The sequence below is a fragment of the Pseudobacter sp. genome, assembly GCF_051955275.1.
GTDB lineage: Bacteria > Bacteroidota > Bacteroidia > Chitinophagales > Chitinophagaceae > Pseudobacter.
Genome location: NZ_JBQCGW010000171.1, coordinates 25,130 through 49,932, shown reverse-complemented (window position 1 = coordinate 49,932; position 24,803 = coordinate 25,130). Strand labels below are relative to the sequence as shown.

The 24,803-nt window shown below is 50.0% G+C and carries 19 protein-coding genes and 1 pseudogene; 13 read left to right on the top strand and 7 right to left on the bottom strand.

What is annotated here, in order from left to right; all coding sequences use genetic code 11:
- Window positions 1–31: 31 nt before the first annotated feature.
- Window positions 32–607, top strand: a complete 576-nt coding sequence (locus tag ACTHMC_RS14490; RefSeq protein WP_440414037.1) for a hypothetical protein — start codon at window positions 32–34, stop codon at window positions 605–607.
- Window positions 608–765: 158 nt separating this feature from the next.
- On the opposite strand, the gene manA is transcribed toward ACTHMC_RS14490, so the two are convergent.
- Window positions 766–2,001, bottom strand: a complete 1,236-nt coding sequence (gene manA, locus ACTHMC_RS14485; protein WP_440414036.1) for a mannose-6-phosphate isomerase, class I — start codon at window positions 1,999–2,001, stop codon at window positions 766–768.
- 39 nt (window positions 2,002–2,040) lie between these two features.
- On the opposite strand from manA, the gene ACTHMC_RS14480 reads away from it, so the two are divergent.
- Window positions 2,041–2,397, top strand: a complete 357-nt coding sequence (locus ACTHMC_RS14480; protein WP_440414034.1) for a YraN family protein — start codon at window positions 2,041–2,043, stop codon at window positions 2,395–2,397.
- Window positions 2,398–2,399: 2 nt separating this feature from the next.
- Here ACTHMC_RS14480 and ACTHMC_RS14475 read toward each other — a convergent pair whose 3' ends face one another.
- The gene (locus ACTHMC_RS14475; RefSeq protein ID WP_440414032.1) at window positions 2,400–2,915 is read right to left on the bottom strand and encodes a YkgJ family cysteine cluster protein; all 516 of its coding nucleotides are present in this window, start codon (window positions 2,913–2,915) and stop codon (window positions 2,400–2,402) included.
- Between the two features lie 35 nt (window positions 2,916–2,950).
- Here ACTHMC_RS14475 and xerD point away from each other — a divergent pair, with 35 nt between their 5' ends.
- The 10 genes and pseudogenes from xerD to ACTHMC_RS14425 all read left to right on the top strand — a co-directional run bounded on the left by xerD (window position 2,951) and on the right by ACTHMC_RS14425 (window position 15,363).
- Complete coding sequence (xerD, locus tag ACTHMC_RS14470; protein ID WP_440414031.1) at window positions 2,951–3,859, top strand: site-specific tyrosine recombinase XerD; 909 nt, start codon at window positions 2,951–2,953, stop codon at window positions 3,857–3,859.
- A 101-nt stretch (window positions 3,860–3,960) separates the two neighbouring features.
- On the top strand, window positions 3,961–4,635 hold the full coding sequence (locus ACTHMC_RS14465; protein ID WP_440414029.1) for a response regulator transcription factor: 675 nt from the start codon (window positions 3,961–3,963) through the stop codon (window positions 4,633–4,635).
- A gap of 9 nt (window positions 4,636–4,644) precedes the next feature.
- Window positions 4,645–6,009: a sensor histidine kinase gene (locus ACTHMC_RS14460; protein WP_440414027.1), complete on the top strand. Its 1,365-nt coding sequence runs from the start codon at window positions 4,645–4,647 to the stop codon at window positions 6,007–6,009.
- 118 nt (window positions 6,010–6,127) lie between these two features.
- Entirely contained in the window at window positions 6,128–7,360 is a 1,233-nt protein-coding gene (locus ACTHMC_RS14455) for a TolC family protein (RefSeq protein WP_440414025.1), read from the top strand.
- A 9-nt stretch (window positions 7,361–7,369) separates the two neighbouring features.
- Window positions 7,370–8,449, top strand: a complete 1,080-nt coding sequence (locus tag ACTHMC_RS14450; protein ID WP_440414023.1) for an efflux RND transporter periplasmic adaptor subunit — start codon at window positions 7,370–7,372, stop codon at window positions 8,447–8,449.
- A gap of 19 nt (window positions 8,450–8,468) precedes the next feature.
- Window positions 8,469–11,585, top strand: a pseudogene (locus tag ACTHMC_RS14445) (efflux RND transporter permease subunit).
- 49 nt (window positions 11,586–11,634) lie between these two features.
- The gene (locus ACTHMC_RS14440; RefSeq protein WP_440414022.1) at window positions 11,635–12,363 is read left to right on the top strand and encodes a DUF7003 family protein; all 729 of its coding nucleotides are present in this window, start codon (window positions 11,635–11,637) and stop codon (window positions 12,361–12,363) included.
- A gap of 33 nt (window positions 12,364–12,396) precedes the next feature.
- Complete coding sequence (locus ACTHMC_RS14435) at window positions 12,397–13,005, top strand: RNA polymerase sigma factor (protein ID WP_440414021.1); 609 nt, start codon at window positions 12,397–12,399, stop codon at window positions 13,003–13,005.
- Between the two features lie 17 nt (window positions 13,006–13,022).
- Window positions 13,023–14,480: a hypothetical protein gene (locus tag ACTHMC_RS14430; protein ID WP_440414020.1), complete on the top strand. Its 1,458-nt coding sequence runs from the start codon at window positions 13,023–13,025 to the stop codon at window positions 14,478–14,480.
- Window positions 14,481–14,523: 43 nt separating this feature from the next.
- Window positions 14,524–15,363: a DUF2911 domain-containing protein gene (locus ACTHMC_RS14425; protein ID WP_440414018.1), complete on the top strand. Its 840-nt coding sequence runs from the start codon at window positions 14,524–14,526 to the stop codon at window positions 15,361–15,363.
- Between the two features lie 251 nt (window positions 15,364–15,614).
- On the opposite strand, the gene ACTHMC_RS14420 is transcribed toward ACTHMC_RS14425, so the two are convergent.
- The 5 genes from ACTHMC_RS14420 to ACTHMC_RS14400 are packed head-to-tail and all read right to left on the bottom strand — an operon-like array spanning window position 15,615 to window position 22,813.
- Complete coding sequence (locus ACTHMC_RS14420; protein ID WP_440414017.1) at window positions 15,615–17,339, bottom strand: sodium:solute symporter; 1,725 nt, start codon at window positions 17,337–17,339, stop codon at window positions 15,615–15,617.
- Complete coding sequence (locus ACTHMC_RS14415; RefSeq protein WP_440414015.1) at window positions 17,336–17,473, bottom strand: hypothetical protein; 138 nt, start codon at window positions 17,471–17,473, stop codon at window positions 17,336–17,338. The genes ACTHMC_RS14420 and ACTHMC_RS14415 overlap by 4 nt, the downstream gene beginning before the upstream one ends.
- Before the next feature lie 34 nt (window positions 17,474–17,507).
- Window positions 17,508–17,672 (bottom strand): hypothetical protein, encoded by a 165-nt coding sequence (locus ACTHMC_RS14410; RefSeq protein WP_440414014.1) that lies wholly within the window; start codon window positions 17,670–17,672, stop codon window positions 17,508–17,510.
- Window positions 17,669–20,224: a PIG-L family deacetylase gene (locus tag ACTHMC_RS14405; RefSeq protein WP_440414012.1), complete on the bottom strand. Its 2,556-nt coding sequence runs from the start codon at window positions 20,222–20,224 to the stop codon at window positions 17,669–17,671. Before ACTHMC_RS14405 ends, ACTHMC_RS14410 begins: the two co-directional genes overlap by 4 nt.
- A gap of 57 nt (window positions 20,225–20,281) precedes the next feature.
- The gene (locus ACTHMC_RS14400; protein ID WP_440414011.1) at window positions 20,282–22,813 is read right to left on the bottom strand and encodes a M14 metallopeptidase family protein; all 2,532 of its coding nucleotides are present in this window, start codon (window positions 22,811–22,813) and stop codon (window positions 20,282–20,284) included.
- 257 nt (window positions 22,814–23,070) lie between these two features.
- Between ACTHMC_RS14400 and ggt the strand changes: the two genes are divergently transcribed.
- Window positions 23,071–24,783: a gamma-glutamyltransferase gene (gene ggt / locus ACTHMC_RS14395; RefSeq protein WP_440414010.1), complete on the top strand. Its 1,713-nt coding sequence runs from the start codon at window positions 23,071–23,073 to the stop codon at window positions 24,781–24,783.
- Window positions 24,784–24,803: the final 20 nt, after the last annotated feature.

The following is a 24,803-nucleotide window of genomic DNA, read 5'->3' as shown; positions in this document are numbered from 1 at the left end:
ACAATTATCTCAATCATAAAAACTCTGGAAAATGAAAAGACTGATTGCAATGACGCTTATCGTAACAAGCCTCATTGCCTGCAAAAAAGACAAAGCTGAGCCTGTTCCCACATCCGTGGAGTATTCACCAATCGGCATTCAGTACAAAAAGGAACTGGGTATTTATACTCAGAACTGGCTCTCGATGGATGACCTTACCGCCAAAATGATGCCCCAGATCAGCATCGATGCCGCTCTGCAGAAAACCATCCTCTTTGGTTTTTACAAGAACGGACCCGATTACGGATTGTACAGCCCGGAAGTTTTCCCTGTTGAATACGGGCAGGAGAACTGGCTCCACCACCAGTCTGTGATCTTCAAAAAATCCACCCTTACGCTGGATGAACTGGGAAGCATATTGCAGAAAAATAACCAGAAATTACCGGCCGGTGAACTGATCGGTGCCTGGCATAAAGGAGTAAATCCCAAATCCGTACTCACACATCCGCATGAAGGCGAGATCTGGCTCTTCCGCACCACAGACAATAAGGTAACCGGATTATTCCAGGTTTCAAGCATAGATGCAGAACAGACTACCATGATGGCTGAAATGTTCATCGCAAAATAGTGCCTGCCACTTCGAATGTATTGATCCATCTTTTGAAGCCACCTCGCCGGTGGCAAGCAAATAGAAGTCACTCGCGGGGGACGCGAGCGACTGGGCACTGCAAAAATAAATGGGGCTGACCTTTTGAAGTCAGCCCCAAACATCGTATCAAAAATTAATTACAATCCGGCTGTGGCCCTGAAAATCACCACTTCATCACCCACTGCTTTGATATTCACATCAGCTCCCGGAATGGCCAGCATGGCTTCTCCGCGTTTCAGTGCAAGGCTGGTATTTCCGCTATTCACGGCTGCATTTCCGGATAAAACAAAGAAGATATCAGTTGTATTCACAGGCAGCGTCAGGCTCTCCCCTTCCGGCAACCAGATCTGGCGCAGTTCAAAATCCGGGGCTGGTGTTTTGAACCGGGTTTCGGCTACCTGTCCATCCGCGCTCTCCATTTCCACAGAACCTGCTATCAGTTGGGGCTCCACCGGCGTGAACCTCACATGCTTCATCAACTCATCCACATCCACATGTTTATTGGTAAGGCCGCCTCGAAGCACATTGTCTGAGTTGGCCATGATCTCCATGTTCTGCCCGAAAAGGTAAGCATGCGGCACACCGGCATCCTGGAAGATGGCAAAATCAGGTTCCATCCTCACCAGGTTGAACAGGTAAATGGAGAAAATGCCACGATCAATACGGCCCGGCTCATTGAATGTGAGGGCAGCACGGGCAGCCCAGAAGTCCGGGTCGTTCTTATCCAGCTTATTCTCCTGGTAAAGGGGAATGATACGGTCCAGCAAAGGCTGCAAGGCCTGGTTAACTTCCTCCTGAGGCATGGTCATCACGTGCCTGTATATGCGTGAATGATTGTTCTGATCATGGAAAGGTTTCAGGAAGTTCAGTTCCGGGATCCTCCCGATGATCTCTGCCGTTTCTTCTGTTTTCCTGAAGCCGTGCAACAGCCAGAAATCAGAGAGGGCCACCATCAGCTCAGGTTTATGATTGTCGTCTTTATAATTCCGGTTGGCGGCATTCAGCGGAGTGCCTTTTTTGTTCTCCGCCTCAAACTCCGCTACAGCAGCGGATTTGGTGGGATGCACCTGGATACTGAGCATATCATTCACATCAAGTACCTTCAGCAGGTATGGCAGGCGGCCGAAAGTTTTATTCACCGGGCTGCCGAGCAATCCAGCCGGATCTTTGGCGATGAATTCATTGAGGGGGATCTTTCCTTCGCTGGTCACTACCAGTGATGGCGCATTGTCGTGCGCTCCCATCCAGTATTCCGCAAACGGTTTTCCTTCCTGGTTATTCTGAGATAACAACGCAGGGATATAACTATTTCCACCCCATGCGTAGTGCTGCACCTTTCCTTCGAGCCTGAATATTTTTGTATTATTTTGCATATGCTGGTTTTCGGGTTACAATAATACAAAATCAAAGGCATGGCTCAACACAATGAGACCGGTAAAATAGGAGAAGATCAGGCCGTGAAGTGGTTTGTGGAAAAAGGATATGTAATCCTGCACCGGAACTGGAGTTACCGCAAATATGAGATCGATATCATTGCCAGCCGCAACAACACCCTGCATTTCATTGAGGTCAAAACCAGGACCAGCCACAGTTTTGGCTATCCTGAAGAAGCCGTTTCAGGAAAGAAAATGGAGAATATGATGAAATGCGCAGAGCAGTACCAACTGCTGGCTCCGCAGTGGAAACGCATCCAGTATGATATTCTCAGCATCACCCTCCACCGGGATGGCCATGCCGATTATTTTCTGATCGAAGACATTTACTGCTGAAATTATTTGAGCTTCTCCCCTTCCAGGCGGTACATCATCCTTTCCACCAGTTTGTAAGTGGCAGGACAATACTCCACGTTCTGCTTGTACACATGCGTGTAATCAAGCACTTTTTTCTTGGTATGGTGCGGGAAACCGGAGCAGTCGCGCGGACGAACTTCATAGATGCTGCACTTGTTGTCTACCAGGTTAAGAAACTGGCAGGGCTGCTGCTTGTTCATCCAGTCTTTATCCCCGCGCTCGAAGTAGAGGTATTTATCACGGAAAGCCTGGGCGCTCATGCCCACATGCTTTGAGATTCGCTTGATGTCGTCGTTGGTGAAAGTGGGCGACATCGTTTTACAACAGTTGGCGCAGGCCAGGCAATCCATGTCTTTCCATACTTCCACATCCTCCTGGTGTTGTACCTTATCGATCCCCTTGGGCTCCTTGGTTTCCACACGGGTGAGAAAGCGCCGAAGGGTGGAGCGGTTCAGCATCATTTTTTTCTTGAAAGACTTTAGATTGAATGGTTCCATCTGTTATGTACATTTGAAGGGCGAATATAATACACATGTGGCTTGACAGCAAAAAAGGATTCCAACGTTATTTAACTTCCGAGAAGTCTTTATCCGGCAACTCGGTGGAAGCCTATCTGCACGACGTTGAAAAGCTCACGCAATACCTCCAGTCCGCAGACATTTCCAAAAGCCCTGCAGAGATCACGCTCAAAGACCTTCAGCAATTTCTTGTATGGGTGAGTGAGCTGGGCATGACCACCGCTTCACAGGCCCGCATGGTGGCTGGTATCAGGCAATTTTTCCGCTACTGTTCCATAGAAGATATCGTGAAGAGCGATCCGGCCGTACTGCTGGAAGCTCCACGGCTGAGAAAAGCCCTGCCTGAAGTACTGGCCTATGAAGAGATCGAAGCCATCATTGCACAAATTGACCTCAGCAAGCCCGAGGGCCACCGCAACAGGGCCATGCTTGAAACCATGTACAGTTGTGGTCTCCGCGTGAGCGAAATAGTGAACCTTAAACTTTCTCAACTGTACCTGCAGGAAGAGTTCATCCGCGTGGTGGGCAAGGGTAATAAAGAAAGACTGGTGCCCATCGGCAGTGCCGCGATAGAGCAGATCGGTATGTACCGCGAAGGATTCCGTAACCGCCAGCAGGCTGCCAAAGGCGCAGAGGATTTTCTCTTCCTCAACCGGAGAGGCAAACCGCTGAGCCGTGTGATGGTATTCCTTATTCTGAAAGAGCTGGCCGCCTTTGCCGGTATCAGGAAGAATATCTCACCGCATACCTTCCGTCATTCTTTCGCCACCCACCTGGTAGAGCGGGGCGCCAATCTCAGGGCGGTTCAGCAGATGCTAGGCCATGCCAGCATCACTACAACAGAGATCTATACCCACCTGGATAACAATTACCTGAAAGACACATTACAGACCTTCCATCCGGCTTTCCGTAAGGCTTTTTAACCTCCTCTTAATTCATAAATCATAATCTTTGCCCACTTAGGGTGCCGCAGACACTCGCGGGGACGCGAGCAACTGGGCACACACAAATAAAACCGTACACTATGACCATCCTCATCATAGAAGACGAACAGAAAGTTGCCTCCTTCATCAAAAAAGGACTGGAAGAACAACAGTTCACCGTTGAGGTGGAATCAGATGGCCAGGCCGGTCTCAAAGCCGCACTGGACAAAGATTACGATATCATCATCCTGGACATTCTCCTGCCTGGCATCAACGGCCGCGAGATCTGCCGCAAGCTCCGCCAGGCACAGGTATGGACGCCCATCATCATGCTATCTGCCCTGCAGACAACAGACGATATCGTTACCGGCCTGGACCAGGGCGCCGATGACTACCTCACCAAACCCTTTCATTTCAGGGAGCTGCTTGCCCGTATCCAGGCATTGCACCGCAGGCATCACCAGGACAGTATCGGACAGGAAACATTGCAGTTCATGGACCTCACCCTTGATACCGGCTCCAAAACTGCCAGCAGAAACGGCAGCCCCATCACACTTACAGCCCGCGAATACAAGCTGCTGGAGCTCTTCATGAAACATCCCAACAAAGTATTATCCCGTGCTTTCATCTCCGATGCCGTCTGGGGGATCGATCGCCAATCCAATGCCAACGTGGTGGATGTATACGTCAACTACCTTCGTAATAAAATAGAAAAACCTTTTCCCGGCAATAAACTGATCCATACCCTTACCGGCATGGGCTACGTACTCAAATAAACCGCACTGATGAAGATCCGCAACAGGCTTTCGATGGAATTCACCCTGCTCAGCGCCGGCATATTGCTGCTGGTGATGATCATCATCTACCTGCTGTTTGCGGATTATGTGAAACAGGTGTTCTTCCATCGCCTGCGCGACAGGGCACTGATAACCGCCCAGGTTTTCCTGGAGAAAGATGAGCTCACCAAAAAGAGCTTCCTCGAGATCCAGCAGAAATACATGCGCAACCTCACCGAAGAAAAGAACTATATCTACAACGAAGAGAATACACAATCTTTCATCAGCGATTCTTCCGCTACCGTTACCCCCGACCTGATCAACAGGATCCGGAAAAGCCAGAACAATGAGCTGTTCTTTCAACTCGACAATAAACAGGCGGCAGGTATCAGTTACAAAGACAACCAGGGAGACTTCGTGATCATTGTAACGGCGCAGAATCTCAGCGGCAAGCAATACCTGAATAACCTGCTGATGCTGCTTTGCATCTCCTGGGTGATCGGCCTGGTGATCCTCTTCCTGCTGAGCAAACGTTTTGCAGGCAAGGCACTCGGACCGATCGTTCACGTGAACAATGCCATCAGGCGGATCAGGAGCGGCACCCTGCACGAGCGGGTGCTGGTTCCCCAGAACAAAGATGAGATCAATGAACTGGCCAATAACTTCAATGAACTGCTCACCCACCTGGAGCATGCCTTTGATATGCAGCGGTCCTTTGTCAGCAATGCTTCCCACGAACTGAGGACCCCGCTCACCGCCATCATCGGGGAACTGGAAGTGATGCTCAACAAACCACGCAGCCAGGAAGAATATATCAGCACCATGAAATCGGTGCTGGCGGAATCGGAGAAACTAACGGTGATCATCAACCGCTTATTTGAGCTAAGCAATTATGATGCAGCCCGCCCCCTTCAGCATTTTGAACCCGTGGAGATCACCGGACTGATGCAGGAGATCAGGCAGTACTGGCAGCACCAGGGCGAACAATTCCAGTTCAGGCATGAAAGCAGTTTCACCAAACCCGTTTATATCAATGGCAATAAGGTATTGCTGGAAACGGCCATCAACAACCTGATCAAAAACGCCTTCAAGTTCTCCGGTAACAAACCGGTGGGCATCCAATTATCAACTTCTAAAAACCAGGTGCAGATCAGTATCTCGGATGAAGGCATCGGCTTTGAAGCTGCGGAAAGGGCTACCCTGTTCCAGCCATTCTTCCGTGGCAGCAATGCCCGCAGTTTCCCCGGCAGTGGCGTGGGACTGAGCATTACGGAAAAGATCGTTCAGATGCACCAGGGAACAGTGGATGCAGAGTCGGAGCCCGGCAAAGGCGCCCGTTTTCACATTAATTTACCAATAAGCACCCAGTTCTAATCCTGCTCTAATAATCGTGTAAGAACGGTCTAATGATCATTTTCAAATTTTGTGCTCCGGTAAATCCGGAACGCATAAGATGAAAAAAATATTCCTGTTTTTATTATGCTGCTGCAGCATGTCATCGCTATTTGCACAGCAACCCGCAGACACCCTGCGGCTTACCCTGAAAGACGCCGAACAGCGGTTCATCGACAGTAACCTCAGCCTGCTGGCTGCCCGTTATGATATCGATATCGCCAAAGCGGAAGTGATCACAGCAGGCCTTTACAACAATCCCGAGATCAGTTACGAGAATGTGCTCTATGATCCAGACAGCAAACGCTGGATGGATTTCGGTTACACCGGCACCAACACTTTGCAGGTATCGCAGGTGATCACCCTGGCAGGCAAACGCAATAAAGCCGTGCAGCTGGCGCAAAGCCAGGCAAAGCTCAGCGGGCATGAGTTTTATGACCTGATCCGTACCCTCAGTTTTACCCTGAGAGATAATTTCTATCACCTCAATTTCCTGCAACGCTCACTTGGATTGTATGATGCACAGATCGCTTCCCTTAACAGGATCCTCACGGGTTTCAGGGAGCAATTGCAGAAAGGGAACATTGCGCAGAAAGAACTGCTCCGCATCCAGAGCTTGCTCTACAGCCTCCAGGCCACAAAAAAAGAAATGCAGCAGGAAGTGAATGCCATCAGCACAGATCTGAAACTGCTTACACGCATCGATCCGGCTACCCCCATAACTCCTGTATGGTCCGAGCCTTCTTTCTCCTACCATCCTTTGCAGGACCTGAATTACACGCAGATCCTGGATTCCGCACGCGCACACCGGCATGATCTGCTGGCGGCAAAAGAAAACCTGCGCAGCCAGGAGCTGAATCAGAAATTACAGAAAGCCATGGCCGTTCCGGATCTCACTGTGGGCCTTAGCTACGACAAACAGGGAAGTTATATCAGGAATTACACCGGTGTATCGGTGGGCCTTCCCATTCCATTATTCAACCGCAATCAGGGAAATATAAAGCAGGCGGAAATCCGCGTTCAGCAGGGCAAAACACTGTTGCAGCAATCGGAGAACACATTATCGCATGAAGTGATGCAACGCTATACGGACGCCCTCAATGCAGAATCCCTGTACGAGGGTGTAGACCAGGAATTCGATGCACAGTTCCAGCACCTGATAGAAGAAGTGCAGAAAAATTTCGTCCGCAGGAATATCAGCCTCCTGGAGTTCATCGACTTCTATGATTCCTATAAAGAAACCATCATCAGCCTGCACAAGATCCGGTACAACCGCTACCGGGCGCTGGAACAGATCAATTTCGTCAGCGGCGTTCAGCTTATTCAACTCTAAACTTCTTCCATGAACATCATATACATTTTCAGTCTCAGCCTTACATCATTGCTGTTTGCAGCCTGCTCACAGCAGACGCAGACCGCTCCAGCAACGGATCCCGCCAAAGAAATGGAACAGCTGCTTACCAGGGTGGTTACAGATACGGCTACAACCAATGCAGTGAAAGACGAGATCCTGGTAACAGGCAAGATCGTTCCGGATGAAGACAGCCAGATAAAGATCTATCCCATGGTGAGCGGTATCGTGCGCAAGGTGAACGTGCATTCGGGATGGTATGTGAAATCAGGACAGGTGCTGGCCGAGCTCGTCAGCGGAGAGATGGCCAGCTACAGCAATGAGCTGGCTACTGCGGAAGCCAGTCTTGCCAATGCCAAACGGGACCTGCAACTGAAGCAGGACCTCTTTGCCTCGGGCCTGGCTTCGGAAAAGGATGTGGAAGAAGCTAAAAGCGAATATAAACGTGCGGGCAGTGAAGTGCACAAGGCAGAACAGGTATTACGCATCAATGGCGGCGACCGCGAAGCGGGTTACCGGATCACTACGCCCATCAATGGCTTTGTGATTGAAAAGAAAGTGACCGAACATTCGCATCTCCGGCCTGATAATAACGATCCTGTATTCGTGATAGCGGATATCAGCAATGTATGGGCTATGGTGAATATCTATGAATCGGATATCTCGTATATCCATCAGGGTGACAGCGTGCATCTCACTTCCCTCTCCTACCCTGGCAAGGTTTTCAGGGGTGATATCGAAAAGATCTACCAGGTGCTGGACCCGGAAACCAAAACCATGCGGGCGCGCATCAATATCCGCAACCCGGACCTTCTGCTGAAACCGGAAATGTTCGTTTCTGCAAAAGTGAGTGTGGTTCAGCAACACAGCCGGGTAAGCATCCCCACCCGTTCACTCATATTCGACAATAACCGGTATTATGTAGTAGTGAAAGAAGGCAACAAGGCGCATATACAGCCGGTTACCGTTGCTGAAAAAATGGGTGGCCGGGCTTATATCAGTGAAGGCCTGAACGAGCACGATGTGGTGATCTCCTCCCGCCAGCTCTATTTCTACGAAGCCCTCAAATAATAACCCTTAATGACGTTCCATGAATAAGATCATCAGGAGGGTTGTAAGCTTCTCCCTCAAAAATAAATTCTTCATCTTCTTTGCCACCTCCCTGCTGGCCGTTGCAGGCTATCTCAGTTTCAGGAGCATTGGCATTGAAGCATTCCCGGATGTAACCAATACCAACGTCACCATCATCACCCAGTGGCCCGGTCGCAGTGCCGAGGAAGTGGAAAGATTTGTGACGCGCCCCCTGGAAATTTCCATGAATACGGCGCAAAAGAAAACAGCCATCCGTTCTTCTTCCCTCTTCGGACTGTCTGTTGTGAAGATCATCTTCGAGGATAAGGTGGATGATGCTTTTGCACGGGTACAGGTGAACAACAATATCGGTAAGGCAAGACTGCCGGAAGGCGTTGAGCCGGATATCCAGCCTCCCTATGGCCCTACCGGAGAGATCTATCGCTATACACTGGAAAGCGACACCAGATCCGTTCGCGAACTGAAGACCATCCAGGACTGGACCATCGAAAAGAATATTCTCTCGGTGCCCGGTGTGGCGGATATTGTAAGTTTCGGGGGCGAAGTGAAGACCTATGAGATAACGGTGGACCCTGGCAAGGCTGCGCAATACGGCATCACGCCGGTTGAACTGTACAATGCCGTGAACCGCAGCAATATCAATGTGGGTGGCGATATCATAGTAGAGAATGGCCAGGCCTATGTGGTACGAGGTATCGGCATCCTGAATGATGTGGATGAGATCAGGAATATCATTGTGGACAATATCGATGGTACGCCTGTACTGGTCAGCCATATTGCCGATGTAACCATTGCTGCATTGCCCCGCCTGGGACAGGTGGGCCGCGACCGTGACCCGGATGTAGTGGAAGGAATTGTAGTGATGCGAAAGGGAGAGAATGCCACGGAAGTGATCGCTGCCCTGCAACAGAAAATAGATCATCTCAATAAAAATGTGCTCCCTGCTGATGTTCAGATAAAGCCCTTCTATAACCGCCAGACCCTTGTAGACTTTGCCACCGGCACTGTGCTACACAATATGATGGAGGGCATTATCCTGGTTACCGTGGTTGTGTTCATATTCATGGCCGACTGGCGCACCACGTTGATCGTTTCTGTAGTTATCCCGTTATCACTGCTCTTTGCATTCGTGTGTCTGAAACTGAAAGGCATGTCGGCCAACCTGCTGAGCATGGGAGCAGTTGATTTCGGGATCATCATTGACGGCGCCGTGGTGATAGTGGAAGGCATCTTTGTGATGCTCGACAGGCGGGCGCATGCCGTGGGCATGGACCGCTTCAACAAGCAAAGCAAGCTGAGCCTGATCCGCAAAGCCTGTATGGAAAGCGGCAAGAGCATCTTCTTTGCAAAACTCATCATCATTGCCGGCCTGCTGCCCATTTTCACTTTTGAAAAAGTGGAAGGGAAAATGTTCTCACCACTGGCCTGGACACTCGGCTTTGCCCTGCTGGGCGCCCTGATCCTCACCTTCACACTGGTGCCTGTACTGGCAGGAGTACTGCTGAAGAAGAATGTAAAAGAGAAGCATAATTTCTTCCTGGACTGGGTGAACCGCAATGTGATGCGCGTTTTCCGCCTGTCGTTCGGAAAGAAGATGGTGAGTTTCACAATTGCTATCGTGATGCTGGTAGTGGGTTTTCTCAGCTTCCGTTTTGTAGGAACAGAATTCTTACCGCAACTGAATGAAGGCTCCATTTAAGTACGTGCTACAGGCCCCCTCTCCGCCTCACTGGATCAGTCTGTACGTGTGGCAAATGATATGCGTAAGATCTTCCTGACCTTCCCTGAAGTACGTCAGGTGATGAGCCAGACCGGCCGCCCCAACGACGGTACGGATGCCACCGGATTTTACAATGTGGAATGTCATATAGATATCTACCCGGAAAAAGAATGGAAGAGCAAACTGAACAGGGAGCAACTGATCGCGAAGATGAACGAGCAACTGGAATCCATTCCGGGTATCAGTCTCAATTTCTCCCAACCCATTATGGACAATGTGGAGGAAGCCGTTTCCGGAGTTAAAGGATCACTGGTGGTGAAGATGTATGGGAACAATTACCAGGTGATCGAAAAAACAGAAGACTCCATTTTCAATGTACTGAAAACGGTGAATGGTATTGAAGACCTGGCGATCCTCCGGAACCTTGGCCAGCCTGAACTGCAGATCAACCTGAACCAGCAGAAGATGGCGCTCTATGGCATCACCACAGACAATGCCAATGCCGTGATAGAAATGGCCATCGGCGGAAAGGCTGCCACCAGCATCTATGAAGGTGAAAAGATCTTCGATCTGCGGATCCGTTACCCGGAAGATTTCCGGCAGCATGAGCAGGAGATCGGCAACCTGCTGGTGCCCAGTATCCGCGGCACCAAGATCCCCATCAAGGAAATTGCAGATATCAAACGGATCACCGGTCCCAGCATCATATACCGGGATGATCATACCCGTTATGGGGCTATCAAATTCTCCGTTCGGGGACGGGATATGGGAAGCACCATTGCGGAAGCACAGCAGAAAGTGGCTGCGGCCATCACTATCCCCGAAGGGTATAACCTGCAATGGTCCGGTGATTTCGAGAATCAGCAGCGCGCCACGCAAAGACTGACCACGGTTGTACCCATCAGCCTGCTGCTCATCTTCTTTATATTATTCATCCTCTTTGGAAATATCAAAGACTCGCTGCTGGTATTGCATACGGTGCTGTTCGCCATTGTGGGCGGGATCTTCTCCATGCTTTTCACCGGTATCAACTTCAGTATCTCTGCGGGTATTGGCTTCATTGCATTGTTCGGGATCTGTATCCAGAACGGGGTGATCCTGTTATCCACTTTCAAATCCAATATGCGGAGCATGAAAGTGAGTACGGAACATGACCTGGTGGCTGCTATCCGGAATGGTGTTGAATCAAGGATCAGACCGGTATTGATGACGGCGCTGATGGCGGCTATCGGCCTGCTGCCTGCGGCCATCAGCACGGGTATCGGGTCGGAAACCGCCAGGCCACTGGCCCGCGTGGTGATCGGCGGCCTGGTCACTGATACCATCTTCAAGCTGTTCGTATTTCCCGTAGTGTTTTACTGGGCTTATAAAAGGACAATAAAATCGGGATCATAACGCGGAAGTGCAGTCGCTAATGCCTAACATTGCAGTATAAAACCCTGCAATGGCCACGCAACAACAAAAAGAAGAGTTCATAGCAAAGGACATCCTGCAGCAATTTGATGAAGCAGCCAGGGATTTTGTTTTCCCTATGCTGGACAATGGTTATCATTATCCGGTCACCTGCAGGTTGACTGCCTGGCGCAACAATACGGCCTGGAACATTGCCATAGAAGTGGTAGGGTTCAATTACCGCGGCGGCAGTCACAACGGTATCACCAATAACCTTTACCTGTTCGGTAATAACCTCACACATGAGCCAGGACTGGAAAATGAAAATTTGCTGTACATCACCAGCAACAGTGATGAAGGGGAAACATTCGATCCTGAAACCAGCAGTTTTCTCAATCCTGCCGTCAACAGTATGTTACTGCGCGGACAGCTGATCCGGCTCTCGAAGGACCCGGCTTTCTACGAGGCCAAAGGCATCCGGCTGGAAGAGCCCGGAAAGATCATGATCCAGGAAATGCTGCGCGGCCTGCTGCCTGAATACAGGGAGCAGTTACTGGCAACAGAAGAAGAATTGCGTACCCGGATTCCGCAAGCCCTTGAACTGTTCATCCGGCTGGATGATTGGTACCATCCTGATGTTGCCATGCGGGAAAGGCCCAGTGAAAACGAAACCTTCATCATGCTGGCGGATGCCCTTGAAACGGGCGACAAAAAACTATTCAAACCCACCCGGCCGGCCAATACCCATTGGAGTAACTGGCCCGAAGGTGGCACCCTCTAGTCTCAAACCATAATTCGTTGCTTACCTGATCTTTTGCTAATTTTATCCTTCGTGGGTTTCCTCAAGAACATACAACAGCCCGGGCGGACAGACAAAGAGCTGGCCGACGAGTACCGTGAAACAGGCGACATGCAAGTGTTAGGCCTTCTGTTTCAACGGTATATGGACCTGATGTATGGTGTTTGCCTGAAGTACCTCAAAGACCCCGAAACAGCCAAAGATGCCGTGATGCAATTGTTTGAAGAACTGAGCCGTAAACTAAGCCATCACCAGGTAGAAAACGTTAAAAGTTGGTTGTACACACTCGCTAAGAACCACTGTCTCATGCAACTCCGCTCTCCCAGGAATTTCCGCACCACGGAATTCAATCCTGAGATTATGCAATCGGAAAGCGAAACGCATCTGAATGGCATGATGCAGAAGGAAGAAAACCTGCAAAGACTGGAACATTGTTTGCAAACCCTTTCGGGTGAGCAGAAAGCAACCGTTGAACTGTTCTATTTACAAAACAAATGTTATAAAGAGATAGCTACTGAAACAGGCATTGAATGGAATAAAGTAAGGAGCCATATCCAGAATGGAAGAAGGAACCTGAAACTGTGCATGGAAAAACAGGCAGCTATTGAAACCAGAGAAATATAAGTTGAGCATTCACCATCATGAGTGATCATTCACAACATATCACCCATTATACAGCTGCGGATATCCAACGGTATCTCGGTGGCAGCATGACGGCATCCGAAATGCATGCCATGGAAAAAGCAGCACTGGAAGATCCGTTCCTGGCCGATGCCATCGAAGGAATGGAAACTGCCATGCAGGCCCATGGAGAAACCCCGGTAAATACCAACCTGGATGAGTTGCATGCAACCATTGCTGAAAGGACCAGACCGGGCCGCAAGGTCAGGGCCATTACCTGGTGGAGGTTCAGTGCCGCTGCAGTTGTGCTGATTGCCGCGGGTATCTTTGTATGGAACAGTTTCCTGAATAAAGAGCATGAATCCGCCAACCAGATAGCTACCGTTCAGACACAGACAAAGGCTGATACACCGGCCAGGCTGCAACCGGTGGTGACCGATGAAGGATTCCCCGCCGAATTCAATACAGCAGACAGTGATGCAATTGCCGGTAATGCAAAACTGTCGAAGAAAAAAGAATTATCTGCAAAACAGGTGGCAGAAGCTGAACAATTTGCCAACCAAAGTGCCAGGCAGGCCCAGAAATCTGTAAACCCTTCTGCTAACCGTCTTTTCTCTGCCGAACAACATAACCAGACGCTGGCAGATGGCAAGACCATTCCGCTTGACACCAATGTTCCGGCCAAAGTAGCCCCGGCCCGCATCGATGAAAAGGACCTGGCTAAAAGAGCGGAAAATCTCCGCAACCAGTGGAACCTTTCCGATACCAGTAATACGGAAGTAGTAGGGGTATTACAAAGCAAGGTGCCAGGCGTTACTATTGCCCAGGCCAATAATAACAATGCGAAGCTCAGCAACGTGATACGGGGACGGGTAACCGATAATTTCGCCAGGCCGATCCCCAACGCCAATCTCAACCTTCAATCGAATCAGGGCTTTCAGAGCATGGGGGAATCCTACTTCACGGACAGGGAAGGTTTTTTCAACATTCCATCCAAACAGTACGACACTTCGGCGCTTAATATCTCCGTAGCCGCCGCAGGTTACAATACCCAAAGTTTCCAGCTTAACCGCAATGTGGCCACCAACCAGCTCAACACCCTGCAACTGGAGCCTGCCAACCAGGCGCTGAATGAGATAATGGTGAGAGGTTATGGCCCCCACAAAAAGGCAGTTTCCGGCAAAGCCTCCAGGGATATCGATCTCCTGCAGCAAAACGCCGAGCCCGCGTACGGTTGGGTTGGATACGAAAAATACCTCCGCGAGAGCAACAGGATGTCTCAAGACTCCTCCAATGTGAAAGGCGAAGCCGTGGTAACCTTTATTGTTAACCGCAGTGGTGTATTATCAGATTTTAATGTCTCCGGCGATCTGCCGCAAGCTGCCCGCAACGAAGCCATCCGCCTGGTAAAGGAGGGCCCCGGCTGGAAGATCAAGCGTGGCCGTAAAGCAACCGCTACTGTAATCGTGCGCTTTTGATTCCCTTATTCGCCTACCTTTGCCAGCATTAAACTTGTTTGCAATGATCAAAACAGCAATCGCTATTGCCTGTGGTATCACATTGTACTGTGGTACGCTCCAGGCCCAGGGCTTGAAAGTTCCAGCTCCCTCTCCTGCTCAAACTGTTAAACAGGATTTCGGTCTGGGAAATATTGAACTGTCTTACTCCCGCCCCGCTACGAAAGGCCGTAAGATCTTCGGAGATCTGGTTCCTTATGGTAAAGTATGGCGTACCGGTGCAAATTCAGCAACTACCCTTACATTCAGCGACGAAGTGATTATCGGAGGCAAAACCATTCCTGCCGGCAAATACGGTCTGGTAAGCATCCCTGATGCCAAAGAATGGACCCTGATCATCACCAAACAACTGGATGTGACTTCTCCTTCCGCTTATAAGGAAGACCAGGACGTAGTGCGCGTGAAAGTGAAACCCGTTGCCATGAAAGAGAAGATCGAGAACTTCATGATCCAGTTCGATGAGATCAAAGGCACAGAGTGCAATCTCTGGATCCTGTGGGACAAATCAGCCGTTGCCCTTCCCATCAAAACTGATATCGATGGAAAGATCATGGCTCAGATCGAAACCGCTATGAAGTCTGAGAAACCTCCTTACTTCAATGCTGCTATGTACTACATGGAAGCCGGTAAAGATCTGAAACAAGCCCATCAGTGGCTGGTGAAAGCTACAGAAGCAAGCCCTAATTTTTTCTGGATCTGGCATCAACGCGCTAATGCAGAAGCCAAACTGGGAATGAAGCAGGAGGCTATTGCGTCTGCCACCAAATCAATGCAACTGGCTACAGAAGCAAAGAATCCTGATTATGTTGCTTTGAACGAGAAACTCCTGAAGACTTTGAAATAAAGTCTGAACTGATGCAAAAATGATAGTAAGGGGCTGGTCTTAGGATCAGCCCTTCTTAGTTTTGGACTGGTCGGTAGGTGGTAAAGTGGTGTGTAGATTGTGAAGTGCCCGGCAGATTGTGAAGTGCCCGGTAGCTCGCCTCTGGCGAGTTACTTCTATTGGTCGCCTCTGGCGAACACCGTGTCGCCGGAGGCGACGGAATAAAAGTCACTCACGGGGACGCGAGCGACTGGGCGCACCCTGAGTAACTCTTACTGACTTTTCTTCGCAAACATTGGCAGCATGGCCTGTATGATCAGACTCAGCAGCACTACAGACACGGCGCCGATCACATTCAGCCAGAGCCAGGAAAACAGGTCCATTTTGTAGATACTGATCACAATCACTTCTGTAAGCAGGGCCGCATAGAACACGGCATGCCCCTTCACCTGTTTGAAGTAAAACGCTACCAGGAAGATCCCGAGGATGGCTCCATAGAACCAGGAGCCGAGGATATTCACCGCCTCGATCAGGCTATTGCCCAGGCTGTAGGCAAACTGCGCCACGATAATGCAGAACACGCCCCACAATAAAGTGTAATAACGGCTCCATTTGAACTCCTTTTCAGGACTGAGCTCTTTCTTCGATAATCTTTTATGAAAATCCACCATGGTGCAGGAAGCCAGGGAATTCAACGCAGCAGCCACACTACCCCAGGCAGCCAGGAAGATAATGGCGATGATCAGACCTACCAGTCCATCCGGGAAGAAATCCCCTACAAATCGCACGAATACATAATTGGTATCGTTGCTGTCTGCACCCGGCACTGCCTTCTCCACGATCTTCTGTATCTGTCCTCTTGAATCATGCGCTGTTTTTTCCTGCAGCTGGATCTTCTCCTGCAACCTGCTGATCGTTTGTTCGTCATCGTTATGCAGGGCCTGTGCCAGGGCGATGGTGCTCTGTTTCTTTTCTTCCTGCAGCACTTCATATTTCGCTACGGCCGCATTGTATTCAGGAGCGTATCCGGTTTGCTGCACCCTTTTCTCCAGTGCCAGGTTGAAAAAAGCGGGAGCTTTATAGAACTGGTAAAATGAGAATACCAGTACTCCGATCAGCAGGATGAAGAATTGAAGCGGCACTTTCACCAGGCCGTTCATCAGCAGGCCCAGTTTGCTCTCCCCTTCCGTGCGGGCTGTAAGATAGCGGCCCACCTGGCTTTGGTCGGTTCCAAAATAACTGAGGGCGAGGAAGAGGCCGCCGATGATGCCGCTCCAGATATTGAAGCGGTCCTTCCAGTCGAACCCGTTCTCCGTCATGCCCGTAGTGATCACATTCAGCTTGCCGGATTTACCACCGATATGCAGTGCGTCTGTAAAGCCTACTCCTTCGGGCAGCATTTTCACTGCCCACCAGGCTGCCACAAACATGGCGATATAAATAATGATGAATTGCAATTGCTGGGTATACCCTACGGCTTTGGCGCCACCGCTGGCGGTGTAGATCATCAGCACACCGCCCATCACCAGGTTGGTAATGGTGATATCCCATCCCATCATGCTATGCAGTACCAGCGAAGGTGCCAGGATACTGATTCCTGTGCTGAGGCCGCGGGAAAGCATGAATAGAAAGGAAGTAAGAAGGCGGGTCTTAATATCGAAACGTTGTTCCAGGTACTCGTAGGCCGTAAAGATGTTCAGCCTTCTGAATACAGGTACAAAGGCGATGGCTACAATCACCATGGCAATGGGCAGACCGAAATAGTACTGCACAAACCGCATCCCATCCGTGTACGCCTGTCCGGGTGCAGTAAGGAAAGTAACGGCACTGGCCTGCGTGCCCATGATACTGAGCAGTACCACCCACCATGGCATCTGGCGGTTACCCAGGAAATACCCTTCCAGGTTCCTCGAGCTCCGTCCCTTATAGATCCCATAAAGAATGATGCACACCAGTGTTGTTACCAACACCATCCAGTCGAGCCCCGAAAAATTCATGAGAAATGTTTGGTAAAGAAATAGAACAACAGGATCTGCAGGCCTAAAAATCCTATCACCAGCCAGTACCAGTATTTCCATTTGGGGAAAACGGGCACTTTCTCTTTTGCCTGATTATCTTGTTGTATTTGCATCTTGTTCAAGTATCTTATGTGCTGACTGACTAATCTATCTTTTTCTCGAAAAGGCCATCATCAGGATCAGACCAAGCACCAGTCCGATCATCAATCCTACTCCCATCTTCTTGATCAGCTTCCCGATGATGAAGCCGATGATCATGGCAATGATGAAGTAGATCCTTGTTTTATCAATTCCTGAGGTGGAAGTGCTCATTTCTTATTGTTGGTTTTATTGAGCGCGATGATATTGGCCATCAGACGGTAGGCACCAGGAACGCCGGCAGGCAGTTCGCGGAAGAATACCAGTCCTGTATACACGAATTTTCCTTTACCGTAATCAGCAATGATCAGGCTACCATTCTGGTCCTGCTCATTGGGATCCGCCATGGAAATCGGGCTCTGGAAGGCTGCATCAGGCTGCTCTGCAAAGTAGATCCCGCGCTCCTGGATCCAGCCATCGAAATCCTTTTCCGTGATCTTGTTCGGGAAGTTCAGCACCGGATGAGAAGGCAGCAGGAAGCTCACCTTTGCCGTTTCATCCGTTACCCGGTTACGCGAAATAGTGAAGGGATAAGGACTGATCCCACCACCTTTCAGCGTGCTCAGGTTATTGTTGGTATTGTACTGAACTATGAGGTTGCCTCCATTCTTCACGTATTCCATCAGCACATCGTATTTCGTTTTCAGGTAATCATGCACGTTATAGGCGCGGATCCCCGTTATGATGGCATCGAACTGGGTGAGATTGGCGGTGAAGAGATCCTTCTCTTTCAGGACCGTTACTTCATAGCCCATCTGTTCCAGGGCGAAGGCCACTTTATCTCCTGCACCTTCGATATAACCGATCTTTTTACCGGCCGTTTTCAGGTCGAGGTTGAGCAGTTTGGTATTGTCCTGGTAGAAATAATGGATCGGAGGAATATGATCGTAACTGATGCTCACCAGGTGCAGCCAGGCCGGCTGTTCCGCCTTGCCGTTCTTCAGGTCAACGAAAACCTGTGCATTGTCCTGCACAAGGTCCTTCATGCCTGCGTTTGACACAGTGAAGCTGTAATTTTTGCTCAGGCCCTTCAGCACATTGAAAGCGGAATCCGATTTCGATTCGGAATTGTTCTTCACCCTGTTGGTGATGCCCGCCTTGTAGCCGTTGAAATCCTTATTGGCCGTTACTCGTACGGAGAGCTCTGCATTCTGTTTCTGCTGCTGGCGGAACACGATGATGTCCGGACCGGTAGTAACAGTGGCAGGCGGAACGATAGTGAGCGGGCGGTACAACTCTCCTTTCACCGGATCAGTGAATTTGTATTGCACGGGACGTGTGAAAGTGAGATCGGTGCCTTCGATGCTGACATTGAAGGTAACGGTATAGGCAGGCAGGCTCTCGGGTCTGCCGATCAGGTTCTGATCGGATACCACGAAGCTGCCGGTGGTCATTTTCTTTTCCAGCCAATAAGGTTGAGATAAAGGCTTATTGGCAAATACATAGAGGGGCCTGTTGATGATGAGGTTCTTATTGCGTTCCAGTTTCTGGTTCACCGCAGAATCCAGCACATCCACTTTGATGCTCTTTAAAGTGATATCGGCACCCTGCCTGTTATTGGCCACGATGCTGAGGCGGATGGAATCGCCCTGTACAGCAAACTCAGTGTTGGCAGTGGCTTCCAGCCAGAGACCGGCGCAGCGGGCCATGAGGTCCCGGATCTCTTTCAGCTTTTGGGTTTTCCAGTAGCTGTCAGACATTTTTGAAGTATTGATATGCAGTGCTGACAGGAATCTGATCATGGATTCCGGGCGTTCAGTTGGCCAACCCATTTCGAGCAACTGAGCGAATATCTCGTTGTTGGCTTTGACTGCTGCCCTGTCTGTTTCCGTTCCATTTTCAATGAGCCTGCTCCAGCCGGTATTCACCCCCTCCATAATATCCTCCTTCGCTGGATCACCGGCCGTAAATGAAAAGAACTCCGTGCTGGCGCCTCTTGCAGCAGGCACACCGAAACCCTGGCTCTTGTGCTGGCTGCGGCTTTCAGCGGAGATCTCTCCGTAACTTTTTCCGAGGGCAGGATTGTATCCGCCTACGTCCACTTTCAGCTGATCATTACTGGTAGTATTGTTACCACCGAAGTTGAAAGTGTTCCAGAGTATGCGTTTGGCCTTCCAGGGTTTTACACCAAAGGCGAATTGTTCGGGGAATCTTTTGGGATCGGCAGCAGCCACAAATGCTTCCGCAGCAATAACGGCTGATGCTGAATGATGACCATGACCTGCGCGGCTGTCTGGAGGAAAGCGAGTGATGATCACATCGGGCTGGAACTGGCGGATCACCCATACGGCATCGGCCAGTACTTTTTCACGGTCCCACATGCTGAGGGCTTCTTCAGTGCTTTTGCTGAATCCGAAATCATAGGCTCGGCTGAAGAATTGTTCTGCACCATCCACCCTTCTTGCCGCCAGCAGTTCCTGCGTGCGGATAAGGCCCAACTCGATGCCCTGCTCATCTCCAATGAGGTTCTGCCCGCCGTCCCCGCGAGTGAGAGAGAGATAACCGGTGCGGTACTGCCGTTCTTTAGCGAGGTATGCCAGCAGCCTGGTATTCTCATCATCGGGGTGTGCGGCCACATAAAGAACGGAGCCGAGCACATTCAGTTTTTTGAATTGCTGCTGAAGATCTGCACTGGTATAGGAAGCGGGCGTCTGCGCCAGAGCAGTGGTTGCCTGCGCACATACAATCAAACAGAGGACCAGCTGAAGGGGTCTAAATGATCTCATTCAGTTTATGATTTTTTAGGAGAGCGTAAATCAGGGCCAAAGATAATGGGGTCCGGCCTATTGTGCTACCATAAATACAGCATTGGCAAGTAACAGCTTACCATTTTCCCAGAAACTGCGGAAAACGGGGTTGTCTGCAAAATAGATCACAGCACCACGGCCATTATCCTGAACTCCAAAGAGCAGACCGTCTTTCAGTCTGTCCCTGAGTTTGAAGCCAACGAAGCCGGATACCTGCGCACTTTTTTTAATTACGCCCACATTCCAGCCGAGACCTTCCTTAAAGAAATCATAAATATTATCGTCCTGTTTGAGGGTGTAATAAATGGAGTCGTATCCGAAGGCCAGCGGATGGCTGTTGTCCATCTCTACCTTGAATATAGCGCCCGGGTTGAAGTTCGGAAGATAGTCACGCTCCCGGTTCTCATACTTGCGCAGTGACGCATACTCATCCTTTTTATCATCTTTCTTATCCTCGTCCTTCTTGTCGCTGTCCTTTTGTTTGATGCCCCAGTCGTTGCGTGCCAGCGTTGCCACCGCACCTTCAATGGCCAGCAGCTTACCGCCCGCGCTCACCCAGTCTTTCAGGCTTTCGTGCACAGCCTTGTCCCAGGACCTGTAGCCACCATCAGGCATGATGAGTACATCGGTTTCTTTCAACACTTCTTTATCCAGGTCTTTCAGCCACACGATATTCACGGGGTAGTCTATCACCTGGTCAAAGAAATGATAGATCTCCCCAAAGCCGAGTGATGAAATGCCATCACCAGCCAGCAGCGTTACTTTAGGGGCTTTAAGGATGCGGACACGGTCTGATCCCAGATCAAATCCTTTGTCAACATACCCTGATCCTACAGGATAGTAGGTTTGTCCGGCCGCGTTTGCAGCTTCTTTGATGATCGCTTCCAGGTTGTTGCCAACACTGGCATTGCTAGTTCTGGTGACCAGCAAGGTTCCTTTTTCAAAGGACTCGCCGGCCGACATGAATGGTTGTTCTGCATAACGCACTTTCACCTTCTGCTTCATCAGCGAAGTGAGCACTTTCACGCTGCTGATACCATTCCATTTGATGGCGTAGGCAACGGGATTGGTATTGAGATTGGCTGCAACTGGTGTGCTGGCAGGTTTACTGCTGCCTCCTTTTACGTAAAAATTAAGTCCGTAGGTATTCACACCATATACAAAAGGAAGACTCCAGGCGGTGATATCATAGGTGGCTGAATCGGAAAGTTTGGAAGTCCTTTCAAACAATACCTTGATGAGGTTGGCATTGCTCTGATTGGCATTGATCACAATATCGCCGGGTTCTGCTTTGGCAATATCATTCTTATTGGTGTAATAGTTGAGCCCTGTGTAAGAGCCGCTGCTCACATAACCATACTCTATCTGGTTCTTATCCAGTAGTTCTTTAAGCCTGCTGAGGCGGTCTCCTTCATCTGCTTTCAGCAGCCAGGCTTTGAATTCACCGGGAGGATTACTGCGGGCTTTATCGTAATACTTTTTGAACTCCTGCACCAGCCGCTCACTGTTCTCTGAGCTGGTTTCAATGGTGGCCATACCGGTGGTATAGTGATGGATAAGCCTGTCGTGCAGTGTGAGTGTATCGTCATCTTCATTGATCACGGCTGCACCGGCGCGGCCCAGGCCACCCTGTTCATAGGTCATACCGATTGCTCCTTTATAAATAGGATAGGTATCGCCATAACTGGGGTAGAAAAGATCAAAGCGTTCCTTGGTAAAGAAGAGCCAGCCGTTCTGATCGAAGTAACGTGCATTGTTGCGACCGATCATCACCTGGAATTCGCGTTGCCAGGGGGTGATCACTTCATGGAATGGCTCTGCTGCGGGAGCAAAATAATAGGGTTCATTATATCCCTGCTCGTGATAATCCACATGCACCTGCGGCAGCCATTTGTTGTAGGCGGCCATGCGCTGTTGTGATTCCACCTGTGTTTGCCAGGCCCAGTCGCGGTTCAGGTCAAAATAATAGTGGTTCGGTCTTCCGCCTGGCCATGGCTCGATATGTTCCCTGGTAAAAGGAAGCGGGTTGGCATGTCTGCCTACCACACTGTTGTACCAGTTCACATAACGGTCGCGGCCATCCGGATTGATACAGGGATCGATCACCACAACGGTATTCTTCAGGTATTCTTTTGTTTTGTTATTGGCAGGGTTCACCAGTTCATAGAGGGTGAGCATGGCCGCTTCGGAGGAAGAGGTCTCGTTGCCATGCACATTGTAGCTGAGCCAAACGATCACGGGTGCTTTTTCATCCGGAGCGGCTTTATCAGCGGTGGCGCCTGCGAGACGAAGGTTGTTCAGACGGATCTGCTCCAGCCTGGCTCCGTTTTCGGGAGAGGTCACAAAGGCCAGCAGCAGGGGCCTGCCTTCGTTGGTTTTACCGTACTGTTCCACTTTCACCATCTGGGGGGCGGCAGTTGACAGGTACTTTACATAATTTACTACATTGAAATGAGGCGTGTAGCGGCTTCCGATCTTGTAACCCAGGAATTGTTCAGGGGATTGAACCTGTGCAAAGAGCATGGATGTTACCAACAAAAGCAGCCAGGTGGCGTAGATCTTCTTCATATTGAAATCGGTATGATCCGTGAAAATAAAAAGAACTTCCTGAAAAAGAACATCCCCGCTCATGGCGGGGATATTCTTTTTCTCATGTGTTTGTAGTTCATGGATGTCTAACCAGGAATTACTTGTATGTACTGAAAGTATGAAAAGAATATCAAATTACCATGTACCCCTACTCCATTTGAACGTTTTCTTTAATAATTTTAGGTAGGCAACTACATATGTATAAGTGTTTACATATACCATAAAACCTGAATGATATGATACGCTACTTCAGTGCTGTGATCGCCTTCTCCATCTTGCTTTGCGCCTGTGCGGGCAACCGCAGAAATACCGTTGCAGGCTTCGGACCTTACCACTATTCAATTCAGAAAAAGGTGGTCTGCAGCAATGGCGCAGTAGTGAGTGCGCATCCGTTGGCGAGCGAAGCAGGACTGCAGGTCCTCCGCAAGGGAGGCAATGCATTTGATGCTGCTATTGCCACGCAACTGGTACTGGCCGTGGTATATCCCGAGGCAGGTAATCTGGGCGGCGGCGGCTTCCTGGTGGCTTCCATGAATGGCGGCAAAGCCCTGGCCATCGATTACCGGGAGAAGGCCCCGGCCGATGCGCACAAGGACCTGTACCTGGATGCAAACGGCAATGCCATCACAGCACTGAGCCTGAACGGACCACTGGCAGCTGGTGTACCGGGTACTGTAGCCGGGCTCTTCCAGACCGCCAGGTATGGAAAACTGCCTTTCAAAGACCTGATCCAACCCGCCATCGATCTGGCAGAGAAAGGATATACCATCACAGGAGCCGAAGCACGTGGCCTCAACCGCAACCGGGAATCCTTCATCAGCAACAATTCCAGCAGGCCCGTATTTGTAAGGGCGCAGGAATGGAAAGCCGGCGACACCCTCATCCAGACCGACCTCGCCAATACGCTCAAACGCATACGGGAAGAAGGACAGAAAGGTTTTTACGAAGGACAGACGGCCAGGCTGATAGTGGAAGAAATGAAAAAAGGAAAAGGCATCATCAGTTATGATGACCTGCGCAGTTACCAGGCAAAAGAAAGAGAGATCGTCAGCTTTCCTTATAAAGGGTACACTATCCTCACCATGCCCCTCCCTGCCAGCGGCGGTGTATTGCTGCCGCAGATGATGAAGATGATCGAAGACAGGAATGTAAAAGCCTTGGGCTTTCAGACGGCCGCGTCCGTACAACTTATGACGGAGATCGAAAGGCGGGCCTATGCAGACCGGGCGAAGTTCCTGGGTGATCCGGATTTCAATAAAGTACCTGTTGCCACACTTACCAGCGATGCATACATAAAGAAAAGGATGCAGGATTATGATCCTTCCAAAGCCGGTGTCAGCACTGCAATACATGCCGGTGATATTCCCGAGAGCGAACAAACCACCCACCTCAGCGTGTATGATAAAGAAGGAAATGCAGTGGCTGTGACCACCACCCTCAATGATAGTTACGGAAGCAAGACCGTAGTTGCCGGCGCCGGTTTTATTCTGAACAATGAAATGGATGATTTCAGTGTAAAACCCGGCGTGCCCAATATGTATGGCGCTATCGGCGCTGCCGCCAATGCCATAGCACCCGGCAAACGGATGCTCAGCAGTATGACGCCTACCATTGTACTCAAAGACAACAGGCCATATATCATTGCAGGAACACCGGGTGGCACCACTATCACCACTTCAGTTTTTCAGACACTGATCAACCTCCTGGAGTTTGATATGAGTGTGGAAGATGCCGTGAACAAACCCAAGTTCCATCACCAGTGGCTGCCTGACCTGATCGATGTGGAAGCCGCTTTCCCGCAAAGCGTGCGCGATGAACTGATAAAGATGGGATACAAGATCCGGCAGCGGGGCAATATCGGCAGAACAGAAGTGATCCGCATCAATGCAGACGGAAAGATAGAAGCAGTGGGCGATTCACGCGGCGATGATCATGCAGCCGGGTTCTAAGGAGCTTTTAACAAAACCCC